Source organism: Streptomyces atratus (genome assembly GCF_900119365.1).
Taxonomy (GTDB): Bacteria; Actinomycetota; Actinomycetes; order Streptomycetales; family Streptomycetaceae; genus Streptomyces; species Streptomyces atratus_B.
This window is the reverse complement of sequence record NZ_FPJO01000060.1, coordinates 1-12,197: the sequence shown is the minus strand read 5'-3', so window position 1 is coordinate 12,197 and position 12,197 is coordinate 1. Positions and strand designations below refer to the sequence as shown.

Below are 12,197 nucleotides of genomic sequence, written 5' to 3'. Positions count from 1 at the left end.
ATGTTCCAGGTCAGGGCGAGGCTCGCGCCGCCCATCAGGAACAGGTCGGGCAGCGGGCCGGTGAACGGGCCGGACAAGGCGACGGCGGTGAACCAGCTCGACCCGGCCGCCACGGTGATGGCGGAGTGCAGGCGGCGCTGCTGCCCGGTGGACTTGCCCGCCCACCAGGTCGCGGCCGTCAGGCCGACCGAGGCGAGGGTCAGGCCGACACCGGGCCAGGGCGAGTTGCCCCACAGCTCGTGGGCACCGGCACCCGCGAGGCCGACGGCGCCGGTGACGATCCACGGCGGGGTGTACGGCTTGGCGCGGTGCCAAAGCCAGGCACCCATGCCCGTCGACCCGCCGGAGTTGAGGCGGTCCTCGTGCTGCTTGACGGCGACCGGGTACTTCCGTCCGTCCTGGTCAGTCCAGTCCTTAGCCATGTCGGTACCGCCTCTCAGAACTTGAACGGGTTGGTGGTCGCGGGGCGCTGCGGACGCGGACTCATCAGGTCGGCGTACTCGCGGGTGAACGCGCCGTACGCGCCCATGGCCGACCGGGCAGCGGCGATCGAACCATCCGACGCCTTCTTCAACTTCCGGCCGACCTTCCCCGCCCGCAGCCGGGCCTGGATCGGGCTGTCACCCGGCAGCGCCTGCGCCTGGGCCAGGCGCGCCTCCAAGATCTTCCCTGCCATCGCGAGCTCGATCGCGACCTGCGCCATCAGCGCCCGGACCGAGTTGCAGTAGCTCCGCACGTCCTCAGCCGAGTTGAACTCGGGGTCGCCGAGAAGGAAGTGCGAACCGCCCCCCCGGCCGACGGGCTCAGGCGCTGCCGCAGGAACAGCCTTGTTGTTGTTGACCGTGACGTTGATCGGCGGGACGAATCCGCCGGCCACCGCGCCGACGAAGTTCCCGGCCGCGTTTGCCGCATCGGCCGCGAACTTGGCGCCCTTGCTGCTGGGAGTCTGTCCGCCACCGGTACGGGGACGAGGCGTGTGCGGCCGGGCCGCCGGGCGCCTGGGGGTGCCGTTCGTTGCCATGGTGAGCCTCCTCTTAGGTAGGTACATTTCTCCCGATCGAGAAGGTGCTCAATGTACCTTCGCGACGACATGAAGGTACATGAAGTGCCACCATCGAGCAAGTGTGTACCTTGAGGGGTCTCGTGATGTACCTTCGAGGAGTACTACACCCCGACGAAGAGGGAGAAGTCATGGCATACAAGGCACCCGCCGGAAGGGGCTACGCCGACGTGGCGGCCCACTTCCGCGACCGGATTACGGCTGGGGAGCTGGCTCCCGGGGACTCGCTCCCCTCTGTGACCGAGATCCAGGCCCAGTTCAAAGTCGCCTCGAAGACGGTCAGCCGAGCTCTCGGCGTTCTCAAGGGCGAGGGCCTCGTGACGTCTCGCGGAGCGCTCGGCACCGTCGTTGCCCAGTCGCCCCTCATCATCACGGGGACCGACCGGCTCAACCGCATGGCACGGAACGGGATGCGGTACGCGCCCGGGGAGAGCTCCTCAGGTCACCGCGTGATGCGGCGAGCCGTTCACGATGCTGAGGTCTGCACCGCCCTCGACCTGGAGCCAGGCGACGAGGCTGTGATCCGCATCCGCGTTTTCCGTCAGGACGACCAGCCGACGTCTGTCGGCCTCTCCATCTACCCGCCGCACACCGTCGCGGCCGTGCCCGAGTTGGCCGACGACGTGCGCATGACCACGCAGTTCGACGAGCTCTACACCCAGCGAACCGGCCGTCCGGTCGAGCGCGGGCAGCGCACCGGGCATGCCCGCCATGCAGCCAAGGATGAGCTTGACGCCATGGAGATCACGGCACCGCCCAGCGCCGCCGTCCCCGTCTTCGTCACCACCCAGACGTTCCACGACGAAGACCGCCCGCTCGCGTACTGGGAGGACGTCTACGCCCCTGGCACCAGCGTCCCCATGGGCTGAGGCCCACCCTCCCCGCTGACCCCCAAGCGCTCACTGAGCCCCTGCCACCCGGCAGGGGCTTTCTGCTGTCCGCCCACGGCCCGTAATCCTCCGTGGCCTGCCGCGTGGGCGAGTGCGGCGGCTTCGCGCTGTGAAAGACGGCTAGCGGCGAGAGGGGTGGGGTCGCGGGGCGTCCGTCTGCCGTCTGCCGGGCGATCACGGGGTTGGCCGCCGTACCGCCGCCGTCACGGATGACAGGCGCGTACGCGGCCCCGCAGCACCGGAGATGGGCGGGCGGGGAGCTCCTGCTGCCGCGATCCAATGACCACCAGTGGAAGACGCCGAAGGCTTCGGTACCGGTTTTACCGTGGCCGAGGAGCGTGTCGTTACGGCATCCCGTGCCGGGAGCACCCTCGGCCCGATCCGCCGGCCACCTACTCGCCGTCGAGCTCCTGGCCGTCGGCGCCGATTCCGTACCGGGCCAGCCGAGCCTCTATATCGGAGTCCTCCTCCCACAGCGGCGGCGCCGCAGCGCGGGCCGGAGGAACTGGGGGAGTCGCAGGGCTGACCTGCGGTTTCGCAAAGTCACGTGACGAACGCTCAGCAGTGTCACGTGACGTTGCTTCAGCGTCACGTGACTTTGCTTCGCGCGAAAGAGCGACCTCAACCGCGACGGAGACGATGCTCCGCGTGCGGCGGGATTCGTAGGCGCGCTGCCGGCAGTTCCGCGAGCAGTAGATCCGCGGCTTGGTGCCGAGGCTCGGCGGGACGGGGGTCTTCATGCAGTGCTGGCACAGGAGCTGCCCGTCCGCGTCACGCGGCGGAGGGGAAGGGGTGACCGTCATTCACCGACCGTATCGGCCGCCCCAGGAGATGCGCCGTACCGGGGCGACCGGGGGATGTCGTCAAGGATTCATGACGCGAACGGCCTGTACGTAAAGAAGTCTTGACATCACGAGGGACGTCAAGGAATCTGGACGCGTAACGTTCTGCGTCAAGGAGTCTTTACATGGGTTGGCAGACAGAGCAGTTCAGCACCGACCACGAGGGATACCCCGTGGCGGTCATGGGCGACGGCAGCGAGCCCGCCCCCGTCGATGGCAACAGCGCCTGGTGGCTGTACGACGGGCAGGACGGGCGACCCCGTGCCATCGCCGTTCGCGCGGCGTGCGAGTGCGGGTGGCGGTCGGCCGAGATGTTCCCGATCGACTGGGAGGACCAGGACGAGACGGACGGCTTCGAGTACAACTCCGGCCCCTACGCCGCCTGGGACCGGCAGCACATCGCCCCGCTCCTGGGCACGACCGTGCCCGACGACCTCACGGACGCCATCGCCACCGTCCGGCAGATGCTGGCCGGTCTGACCTCCTCGCGCCCGCTCGCGGCCACGGCCGCCGCCGCCGAAGTCGAGAAGCTCGGCACCGCCTCGCTCCAGCGGGCGGTCACCGCCGTCCGCGACACCAACGGGAGCTGGGAGGACATCGGACGGGCCCTCGGCACAAGCCGCCAGGCCGCACACCAGCGTTTCGCGAAGAACCTCTTCCGAGGCTGAGCAGCCAGCAGGGGCGGCCGTCCACTTCCCGGCGTCCGGCCGCCCCTCACTCCCGACACGATCACCGAGACAGGAGCACCTCCATGTTCGCTGCCATCATCGCCGTCCTCGGCACCCTCGCCGGAGCCGTCCTCACCGGCACGCTCGCCCACCTCAGCCAGCGCGCCCAGCGCAAGGCCGACACCGAAGCCGCCCGCCGCACCGAGGGTCTGGCCGCCGTCACCGACCTCGTGACGGCCCTCGCCGATCACCGCCGGGCGATGTGGGTGCGCGAGGACCTCCGACTCCGCGGCGAGGACTGGACGCAGGCCCGCACCGAGTCGCACGCCACCCGGTCCGCAATCACCGCTCCGCTGCTGCGGGTGCAGATGCTGCTGCCCTCGCTCGCCCCGGCCGCGCAGGTTGCCGCCCGAGCCACCTACGGACTCCGGGAGACGGACGGCCAGACCCCGCTCGCCGCCGCCCGGCTCCGCGCCATCCGGCAGACCGACGCGCTCGTCGAGGCCGCCGGAGCTGCACTCGCCCTTTGACCGATCAGCGCCACCCAGGGCCCCGCCCGGCTTCGGCCGGCGGGGCCCTTCGTCGTCCCCGGCCGCCGTCCTCAAGTCGTCTCTGTTGCCGCCGGTACGTCTCCGAGATGACGTACGCCGACCACCACCAGGAGCACGGGCCCAACCGCCGTACACCTCTGGCACTTTTGCACTCCGGTCCCGCCGCACGGACCGCACGGACCGCGCCTCGACCCGAGTTGCAAGAGATGTCACGCCGACCGAACGCGCTCGAACAGATCCCCCACACCTATGCATCACGACGAACCGGCCGTTCACGAGATCGAGCAGCACACCCTTGCATTCCATCCGTCGGGCGAAGTTCACGAAGCCACAAGCGCCGCCGTCGAGCCAAGGTCATTCGTAATGCATGAGGTGTGACCGATCCCGGTCACGCCGAAGGCGGCGGCGCAGCCGAGCACGACGAGCACCAGGACGACGAGCACGACCAGGAGCACGACGAGCACCAGGACCACGAGCACGACCAGGACGACGACGAACGCCAACCCCCACGAACGACACACCTAGGCATTCCTGATGAGTCGGATCCGACGAGCAAGAACGGGCACACCTCTTGCACTTCGGCGCGGCCGGTCGGCAGTGATCGAAAACCGGGTGGGGACAAAGGCAGTTCCCCCCCGATCCGGGGGAACTCCGCAGCACGCGCAGACTCACGTCATGAACACCCGACGCACCCTCGGCACCGGCCCGACGACGAGCACCAGGAGCACGACGAGCCCGCGGCTTCTGCCTGTCGAGCGGGCCGACCCGGATGCACTCCTGGCGGGTCGCGCCGACCCGGAGCAGACCGCCCTGCAGGACGGCCGCCGGGTCCTCGGCACCGGCCCGAAGTCGCGGGCGACGGACTCATAATCCGGCGGATCCGGCTGTACCCGCAGGAGCGGGTAGCGAGTTAGTGCTCACTGATATCAGTGAGCGGTCCGGCGCAGTCGCCCCGCGCGGGTTTTCCGCGCGCAGAAAGCCGCAGCGAGTTGTGCGTTACTGACGTCAGTAACGCGCTCCGGTCGCGCCGCCGTGGGCAGCAGATCCCGGTAGCGAGTTAGTGCTTACTGACCCCAGTTTCGCGGCTCGGCCCGGCGGCCGGGGGTTGCACCGGGAGGTGCATCTACCGGGTGCTGGACGGGTGGTCCGGGCGTTGCACCGGGACCACTGCCGGAGGTGTGAACCCCCCTCCGGCAAGCCTGGGCTTGCCCAGGGGGGTTGACCTGCGGGCATCACCCGGCGGGCAAGCCTTCCCCGCCGCCGACACCTCTTCTGCGACAGCCAGAAGAGTTCCCGATCCTTCCCGGCCGGGGCCGATCGCAGCCGCGGGCCGGATCCGCCGGCCGAACCGCATGGCAGGCGGATCCTCGGTCAGTTGCGACCCTCGGCACGGCTCCATGCCCAGGTCCATCCGTCGCGGCCGGAGTGGACATCGAGCACCAGGACCAGGAGCGCGAGACGCAACCGGTCGGGCAGCGTCTCGCGGTCGCGCTCGCGGCGACGACGCGCCGCGGCTTCGGCACTCCGGCGGACGGACGTCTCCTTGATCGCATCCCACACCTCCCCGACCTGGACCGGGTTGAGCGGTTCGACCCACCCGGCCGCGACCTCCGGAGTGGCCCCGGCGTCGGTGGCCACGGACACCATGCGGTCGCGGATCGCGGCGCTATCGCCGTCCGTTCCCTCGGCGGCCTGAGTCGCCTCGAAGTCGAGACCCTTGCGGGCCATCGCCGCCCAGCCGTCATCCGTGACGCGCACCCCGGCCCGGAACTCGGCCGCATCCTCGCCGTCGAAGAGTGCGTCGATGTCGTCCTCCTCGGTGTCTCCGCCGGTGATGCCGAGCAGCTGCCGCAGCCCGCGCGTCCACTCGATCGCCCGGCGCCCGGCCACGGCCTTCTCGTACTCGTGCCAGATGTCGATGCACCACTGGAGCGAGCCGTGACCGGGGACGTCGTCCGGATCGACGCCGCCCATCAGGTCACCGATGCGGCCCAGCACCTCGAAGGGCGACATGTTGCCGTCGCGCCCGGTCTTGAGGTCGCCCGCCGCCAGCTCGTATGCGGGGCTCTTGCCGTCCTGCGTCTTCGCCACGTACTTGGCGGCCTTCTTCGCGTCGTAGGCAGTCTCCAGGCGCTTGAAGTCCACTCCGTGGCCCTTCCCGTCGCACTTGCAGTCCGGGATGGAGCACGTGTCGGACGGCCGGTACTTCGGGTTGGTCTTCTGCAGGTGGCCCGTCCAGACCTTGCGCCAGTGCTTCTCCCACGCGGCCAGGTCCTCCTCGTCCGGGGTGAACACGTCGCCCAGGACCTGGTGGCCGTCCAGGTCGGTGGCGAACGAGCCGCCCACCAGGACGATGACGTGAATGTGCGGGTGCCACAGGTTCGTGTCGCCCACGGTCACCTCGGTCGCCCGGATCATGCCGACGTACCCGATCCGGCCCCGGAGCCCGATCACGGCCGCCTCGCTGGACTTTCGGGGGTCGCCTGCCCACTGACCGCCCGTGATGAGCCGCTGATAGGCACCGGCGCGGCGGGTGGTGGTGGACACGCCGTCCTGAGCCTTGGCCAGGGCGCGGCGGGCGGCGGTGAGCATCGGGGCGACTTCCTCACGGGCAGCGGCCATCGCCCGCTTCTTCACTCCGGCCGGCGCGTCGCGGCGGGCGGCCTGGACGATCCGGTCCGCCTCTTCCTCGGCCCGCTCGTACGCGGCATCGGCCTCGGCCCGGTTCTTGCGCGCCTTTCTGACCTGGGCGTCGCTGCCCTTGCGGCTGCCCTGGAGCGCGTCCATCAGGTCCGCCAGGCGGTCCCGGAAGTCGTGGCGGGCGGTGAGGCTGACCAGGAAGGCGGTGCCGCCCCGCTCGATCCAGTCGACGAGGCCCGAGTCGATCTCCTCCGTCCGCTTCTGCCGGATCTTGCGGGAGCAGACGGGGCAGAGCCAGATGCGGGCGCACTTCTGGACTCCGAGGATCAGCGAGTAGCCCTCGGAGGTCTGGACGCACAGCGCGCCGTTCTCCGGGTCCATGAGGTTGCGGCCGCAGCCCCGGCACTTCGGGTCGCCGGAGATCCGCCACAGCGTCCGGCGCTGGCCGTACCGGGCCGCCTTGCGCGCCGCCGCCGTCTTCCGGCGAATCGCCTCCGGATCGTCCTCCGTGGCAGCCGCGACCGCTTTTGCCACGGCTGCCGTTTCCGCAGGTCGGAGGGGGGGGCGAAACTCTGTTGGTTCAGTACCGAGGCGACCGCTTTTGCCGAGCGCCGCATCGACGGCGGCTGCGACGGCTCGTTTCGAGCCTCCGGGGTCCCTGCGGGACGCGCTGCGGCAGGCCTCTCCGCAGAAGCGGCGGGGGCGCTTACCGGGCGTCTGCGCCAGCGGCTTGCCGCAGTAGCAGCGGCGGGGTCCGGCGGGGCGCGGTGGTGCTGATGCACTGATCTCTCGTACGCTCGTCACGAGCAAACGTCCTTGTCTCGCCCGGTCTGAAAGCGGGGCGCGAGTGAGGGCGGCGACCCCGGGAGGTGAGATGCCCGGGGTCGTGCCATGTCTGGGGTCGTACACGGCCGTGGTGATTCTGGGGGCTGGTACGGCCTGGTGATGATCCTGGCACTCCTGTGCCGGATCGGTGCCCCTGGTCTGCCTGACGCGCCGTGAGTGCGTCCGGGGCCCCTGTGGTTTGACAGTCCCAAAGAAGCCCCGCCAGCCAAAAAGGCCGGCGGGGCTTCATCGTTCAGCGGTCGAGCAGGTGGAACGGGAACGGATCGGCCTCCATGCGGACCCCGAAGCTCCTGATCCAGTACCAGTGGAACGGGAAGGTCGGGACGCCCAACCCCATGAGGGCGACGGCCCGGTGGTGGCCGTCGGCTACGTACACGTCGGGGTGCCGGTCGCTGACTCCGAGGATGATCGGCTCGCGCAGGCCGTCGCGGGGGATGGACTGGCGGAGCTGGGCCACCAGGTCGCGGTCCCTCTGCCGGTGTTCGAAGCGTCGGCGCGCGTCCGCCCACCTCGCGTACTCGGTCGGCTTGATGAATCGGTCGTTGAGCATGGCGGTCCGCATCTGGCCTCGGTACTTCATCGGGCGGCCTCCACGGTCCACTCCCAGGGTTCGCCGTCGGCGGCGGCGCGGCCGGCCGCGTCGGCGAGCGCGCGGGCGAGGGCGGACGGGCGGGGCTTCGTGTCCCGGCTGCGGGAGACGCGGATCAGGAGCTCGGAGAGCTGGGCGGCCTCGGCGGCCGGGATGGTCCGGTCGGTGCCGGGCTCGCGCAGCAGGTCGAGGAGCGGGCCGGATTCGGCGTACGAGATGGCGCCGCGGGCGTAGTCGGCCAAGTCGCCCACCGCCTTGAGCGGGTGGCGGTCCTCGCCGAAGAAGTCGGCGCCGTGGCTGGTGACGATGTGGGTGGTCATGCTGCACCTCCGAGGGCGATCAGGATGGCGAGGACGAGCAGGAGTCCGCCTGCGCGGGTCAGGTCGATGGCGCGGCGCACGCTCGCGTACTTGGCGAGGGCGAGGCGGGACAGGCCCGCGATGTCGGCGGCGAGGTCGCGGGTCTCTGCCATGGCGGCGATCTGCTGGGGGGTGAGGGTGGCCCAGAGCGGGAAGCCGTTGCCGCCGAGCAGGCCGGGGCGGACCGAGCCGAGCAGCTGTCCGGCGGCGGCGACCAGGAGGCCGAGTCCGAGTCCGCCCGTCAGGTACGCGGACAGGGACGGCGGCAGGTCGCGGGCGACGGTCCAGGCGCCGGCCGCGACGGCTCCGACGAACGCGAGGAGTAACCCAATCTTGGTGTCGGTCCGCGCGATCTCGGCCCTCACCTCGGCATGCTGAGCGGCCAGGGCCGCCGCCGACGTTTCCGTGGGGGTGCTCATGCCGCCACCTCGTTCAGCTCGCTCACGCGCTTCGCGACCCAGCCGGTCGACCACCCGGTGAGCGTCGCGATCTGACGCTGACTCTTGCCTTCGCGCACCGCGTCGGCGAGCGCCGTGAGCGCGTCGGCCTCCGACATCTTGTCGTCCTTGACGCCGCCTTGAGCGGTCTCGTGAGCGGGGGTGCTCACGGGGGCGCTCACGGTCGGGCGGGGGGTGCTCACGGCCGCCGCCACGGGCGCCGGGGACTTCGGCCGCTCAGTGGCGGCCCGGCGCTCGGCCACCGCCTTGTCGGCCGCCGCCTTGGCCTTGCGCTCACGGTCGGCCCGCTCGCGCTCCTCGCGGCGCCGACGCTCGGCCTCTTCCCGCTCCTCCCGGCGCTGGCGTGCGACTTCATCGCGCTCGGCGGCGGCGCGCTCGTCGGCCCGCTTCTCCCGCTCGCGCTCCATCTCGGCGGCGTACTCGCGCTCCTCGCGGGCGATCCGGGCAGCGTGCTCACGGTCGGCCCGCGCCTGCTCGGCGGCCTGCTCACGCTCGCGCTGGCGGTCGTCCCGCTCCTGCTCACGCTGCCGCTCTGCTGCCTGCCGGGTCGCCTCCCGCTCGGCCCGTGAGCGCTCCTGCTCGGCCTCGCGCTCACGCTTCCGGTTCGCCCGCTCCTCGGCCTGCTCACGCTCGATGCGGGCGATGGCCGCCGCGATCTCCCGGCGCCACTTGAGCGAAGCCTCGGCCACGACGATGAGCACGACCGGCGCGGCGGTGTGCACGCCGACGCCGACCCAGTCGCCGCCGAGTGCGGAGTGCCCGACGTTGAGGAGCACCGACGCCCCGCCCGTGAGCACCCGCAGGACGATGGGCCAGCCGCTCGTGGATCCGCCGAGCCGGGCGACGATGGCGTCGACCCGGATCGAGATGACGACCGCGACGTCGACCACGAGCGGGAGGATCGGGGCCGACCACTCCCAGCCCTCCGGGGTGGAGCTCTCGACCAGCGGGGTCACGGTGAAGACCGAAAACAGGATGACGCCGAAGACGATCACCCACGAGAGCCGAAGCACGCGCTCCGCCTGGTCGACCTGGGCCTGCGTGTTGAGCTGCATGGTCACCGCCCCGCCTTCGCGCGGGAGAGCATCCCCCGGGCAGTCGCGGTGACCTCGGTGCGCTGGACGACCGTGCCTTTGTAGATGTTCGTGGTCGAGGCGCGGCGGACGCGGGCGAAGGCGGAGCCGATGGCGGTCGCGGCGGCAGCGACTCCGGCGAACGGCAGGGTCGCGGCGAGGACGCCGGTCAGGGTCACGGACGCGAGGCCCTGGAGCACGAGCCAGGCTCCGCACCCGAGTCCGGTGACCCCGGCGCCGACGCCGATGGAGGCGACGGCGACCCCGGCGGCCCACTGGGGGACGATCCGGGAGTCCGGCTGCAGAACGGGCGGGGCGGTGCCGATGGCCGGGACCGGGCTGTCGTCGCGGAAGTACGTCGGGGTGGCTGGCACCGGCCGGTACGCCTCGGCGATCAGGCGGGCGGCTTCGGCGGACGCCTGGGAGTCGGTCAGGGGATACTGCGGGTTGGTGGTCACGGTTGCCTCCGTGGTCATCGAGCGGGCCGCCCCGGTTGCTGCGGGGCGGTCCGTCGGCGTTCGGTGTGCGGGGCTGTGCGATTCGAGCTGTGCGGCGGTGTGCGGGCCGGTGTGCGGCCCTTTTCACACGCCATGTGACGTGGGGATTCGCGCTGTGCGGCTGTGCGGCTGTGCGGGCCCGGTCAGACCCCGGCAAGGGCCGGGATGAGGCGGTAGACGCCCGCCTCGCCGGTCGCCGCGAGGCGGCCCTCCTCGGACAGCCGCTTCATCTCCCGGGAGACCCAGGAGCGGTCGCGGCCGATCTTCTCCAGGTACGGGCCCAGGTCCTTCACCGCGACCGTGCCGGGGCCGACCGAGGCGAGCATCTGCACCATCTCGTCCAGGAGCTCGCGGGCCGCCTCGGTCGACGGCTTGTCGACGACCGGGAGCGGCACGTTGGTCTCGGCCGGGGGGAGCTCGGCCGAGACGTCCAGGTCGGCGTCCTCCCCGTCGACGAGCTCGGGCTCGTCGGCCAGCTGCGGGGCCGGGGCCGCCGGGGCGCCGGCCGCGCGGGCGGCGCGGTGGGTGAACAGCTGGCCCGCGACTCGCTCGGCGGCGGCGGCCGTCACCGGGTCCAGCTCGGCGCGGACGTTGGCAAAGTGCTCGACCACGTAGCGGGCCATCCGCTCGTAGGTGCCCTCGGCCGGGGGACCGGTCCAGAACGTCCGGGCGGGGTTGGCGTACAGGTCCTCCTCCACGCCCGCGCTGACGAGGTACACGTACCCCTTGCGCTTGTTGCCCCAGGCGGCCGGGTTGGCGCCCGCGTCCAGGACCTCCTCGGGGAGCGCGAACCCGGCGTCGTCGCCCTTGACCCCAAAGCACATCGCGGCCGGGAGGCTTGCGCGGGTGTCGGTGGAGAGCTGGTAGCCGGAGGCGCGCTGCATGGAGACGACCAGGGAGACACCGGCGGACCGGGCTTCCTGGGCGATGCCGGTGAACACGTCGTCGCCCAGCTCGCGCAGAAGCTTGGCCGCCTCCTCGAACCAGGCGAGCAGGTACGGCATCCCGGGGCAGCCGCAGGCGCCGGACGCCGCGCAGGAGTGCGCGGGGTTGGTCTGCGTCTGCGCGGCCGCGGGCTCCCAGGCCCGGTACGAGTGGTCCCGCAGCCAGGCGGTGCGGGCGGGGATGACGGCCTGGACGGCGGCGACCATCGCCCCGGCCGCCGGGGTGTCGAGTGCGGCCCAGTCCATCGCCGGGATGAGCGGCTGGAAGTCCTGCCCGGCCTTGGCCGCGTCGGCGAGCCACACGGCCACGTCGTTGCGGGTCAGGATCTCCAGCAGGATGTCGAGCGCGCCCTCGGTCTTGCCCGAGCCGGTCATCCCCATGACGAGCAGGTGGATCGCGTCGAGCAGGGGCAGCAACAGGTCGCTGCCGTCGTCGTAGACGCCCAGGCGCAGCGGCACGGCGACGGACTCACCCGGGGCGAACGGGCCGGGCCACACGGTCGGGGTCTTGAGCATGTCCTCAGGCACGATCACAAACTGGCCCTTCCGCGCGGAGTCGGGGTCGTGCATGACGCGGATCGCCGTGGTCGGCACATCGAGGGCGGAGGCGATACGCGGGATCGCCTTCGCGACGTCGTCGTTGGTGAGCTCACCGGCGGGCAGCTCGTACGGCACGGTGACCCGGTTCGGCTCGACCTTGACGTCCTTGAGCTTGGTGCGGGCCAGGCCGACCTTCTCCAGGAGGCCCTTGTCCGAGTCGGACCCGGTGCTCTCGGTGGC

13 protein-coding genes and 1 pseudogene are annotated in these 12,197 nt (G+C 71.4%); 4 read left to right on the top strand and 10 right to left on the bottom strand.

Annotation, left to right across the window (positions count from 1 at the left end; genetic code table 11):
* Positions 1 to 422: pseudogene (locus BT364_RS38025) on the bottom strand (plasmid transfer protein TraB); the annotation flags it as partial.
* Between the two features lie 14 nt (positions 423 to 436).
* On the bottom strand, positions 437 to 1,021 hold the full coding sequence (gene traA / locus BT364_RS38020; protein ID WP_072489700.1) for a plasmid transfer protein TraA: 585 nt from the start codon (positions 1,019 to 1,021) through the stop codon (positions 437 to 439).
* Between the two features lie 170 nt (positions 1,022 to 1,191).
* Here traA and BT364_RS38015 point away from each other — a divergent pair, with 170 nt between their 5' ends.
* The 3 genes from BT364_RS38015 to BT364_RS38005 all read left to right on the top strand — a co-directional run bounded on the left by BT364_RS38015 (position 1,192) and on the right by BT364_RS38005 (position 3,990).
* Positions 1,192 to 1,929 carry a GntR family transcriptional regulator gene (locus BT364_RS38015; RefSeq protein ID WP_072489699.1) on the top strand — a complete coding sequence of 246 codons (738 nt, stop codon included), beginning with the start codon at positions 1,192 to 1,194 and terminating at the stop codon, positions 1,927 to 1,929.
* A 988-nt stretch (positions 1,930 to 2,917) separates the two neighbouring features.
* A complete protein-coding gene (locus BT364_RS38010; RefSeq protein ID WP_072489698.1) occupies positions 2,918 to 3,460 on the top strand; it encodes a hypothetical protein in 543 nt (180 codons plus the stop codon).
* Between the two features lie 83 nt (positions 3,461 to 3,543).
* Entirely contained in the window at positions 3,544 to 3,990 is a 447-nt protein-coding gene (locus tag BT364_RS38005) for a hypothetical protein (protein ID WP_072489697.1), read from the top strand.
* Between the two features lie 341 nt (positions 3,991 to 4,331).
* Here the strand turns inward: BT364_RS38005 and BT364_RS38000 are convergent, their stop codons facing one another.
* Positions 4,332 to 4,532, bottom strand: coding sequence for a hypothetical protein (locus BT364_RS38000; RefSeq protein ID WP_143166622.1), 201 nt, complete (start codon positions 4,530 to 4,532; stop codon positions 4,332 to 4,334).
* A gap of 154 nt (positions 4,533 to 4,686) precedes the next feature.
* Here BT364_RS38000 and BT364_RS37995 point away from each other — a divergent pair, with 154 nt between their 5' ends.
* On the top strand, positions 4,687 to 4,881 hold the full coding sequence (locus tag BT364_RS37995; protein ID WP_072489695.1) for a hypothetical protein: 195 nt from the start codon (positions 4,687 to 4,689) through the stop codon (positions 4,879 to 4,881).
* A 501-nt stretch (positions 4,882 to 5,382) separates the two neighbouring features.
* On the opposite strand, the gene BT364_RS44020 is transcribed toward BT364_RS37995, so the two are convergent.
* The 7 genes from BT364_RS44020 to BT364_RS37960 form a co-directional block, all read right to left on the bottom strand.
* Entirely contained in the window at positions 5,383 to 7,185 is a 1,803-nt protein-coding gene (locus BT364_RS44020) for a rep family protein (protein ID WP_072489694.1), read from the bottom strand.
* Between the two features lie 544 nt (positions 7,186 to 7,729).
* Positions 7,730 to 8,077, bottom strand: coding sequence for a ParB/RepB/Spo0J family partition protein (locus BT364_RS37985; RefSeq protein WP_072489693.1), 348 nt, complete (start codon positions 8,075 to 8,077; stop codon positions 7,730 to 7,732).
* Positions 8,074 to 8,406, bottom strand: a complete 333-nt coding sequence (locus tag BT364_RS37980; RefSeq protein WP_072489692.1) for a DUF7739 domain-containing protein — start codon at positions 8,404 to 8,406, stop codon at positions 8,074 to 8,076. The genes BT364_RS37985 and BT364_RS37980 overlap by 4 nt, the downstream gene beginning before the upstream one ends.
* A complete protein-coding gene (locus BT364_RS37975; protein WP_072489691.1) occupies positions 8,403 to 8,864 on the bottom strand; it encodes a Pycsar system effector family protein in 462 nt (153 codons plus the stop codon). The genes BT364_RS37980 and BT364_RS37975 overlap by 4 nt, the downstream gene beginning before the upstream one ends.
* Entirely contained in the window at positions 8,861 to 9,958 is a 1,098-nt protein-coding gene (locus BT364_RS37970) for a hypothetical protein (RefSeq protein WP_072489701.1), read from the bottom strand. The genes BT364_RS37975 and BT364_RS37970 overlap by 4 nt, the downstream gene beginning before the upstream one ends.
* 2 nt (positions 9,959 to 9,960) lie before the next feature.
* Positions 9,961 to 10,434 (bottom strand): hypothetical protein, encoded by a 474-nt coding sequence (locus BT364_RS37965; RefSeq protein WP_256260420.1) that lies wholly within the window; start codon positions 10,432 to 10,434, stop codon positions 9,961 to 9,963.
* Positions 10,435 to 10,616: 182 nt separating this feature from the next.
* On the bottom strand, positions 10,617 to 12,197 hold a 1,581-nt coding region (locus tag BT364_RS37960), incomplete at its 5' end, for an FtsK/SpoIIIE domain-containing protein (protein WP_072489689.1).

Excerpts from the sequence above, each read along its gene's own strand:
- BT364_RS37970 (WP_072489701.1), bottom strand. The coding sequence starts at position 9,958 with ATGCAGCTCAACACGCAGGCCCAGGTCGACCAGGCGGAGCGCGTGCTT.
- BT364_RS38010 (WP_072489698.1), top strand. The coding sequence starts at position 2,918 with ATGGGTTGGCAGACAGAGCAGTTCAGCACCGACCACGAGGGATACCCC.
- BT364_RS37985 (WP_072489693.1), bottom strand. The coding sequence starts at position 8,077 with ATGAAGTACCGAGGCCAGATGCGGACCGCCATGCTCAACGACCGATTC.
- BT364_RS38015 (WP_072489699.1), top strand. The coding sequence starts at position 1,192 with ATGGCATACAAGGCACCCGCCGGAAGGGGCTACGCCGACGTGGCGGCC.
- BT364_RS37980 (WP_072489692.1), bottom strand. The coding sequence starts at position 8,406 with ATGACCACCCACATCGTCACCAGCCACGGCGCCGACTTCTTCGGCGAG.
- BT364_RS38005 (WP_072489697.1), top strand. The coding sequence starts at position 3,544 with ATGTTCGCTGCCATCATCGCCGTCCTCGGCACCCTCGCCGGAGCCGTC.
- traA (WP_072489700.1), bottom strand. The coding sequence starts at position 1,021 with ATGGCAACGAACGGCACCCCCAGGCGCCCGGCGGCCCGGCCGCACACG.
- BT364_RS37975 (WP_072489691.1), bottom strand. The coding sequence starts at position 8,864 with ATGAGCACCCCCACGGAAACGTCGGCGGCGGCCCTGGCCGCTCAGCAT.
- BT364_RS37995 (WP_072489695.1), top strand. The coding sequence starts at position 4,687 with ATGAACACCCGACGCACCCTCGGCACCGGCCCGACGACGAGCACCAGG.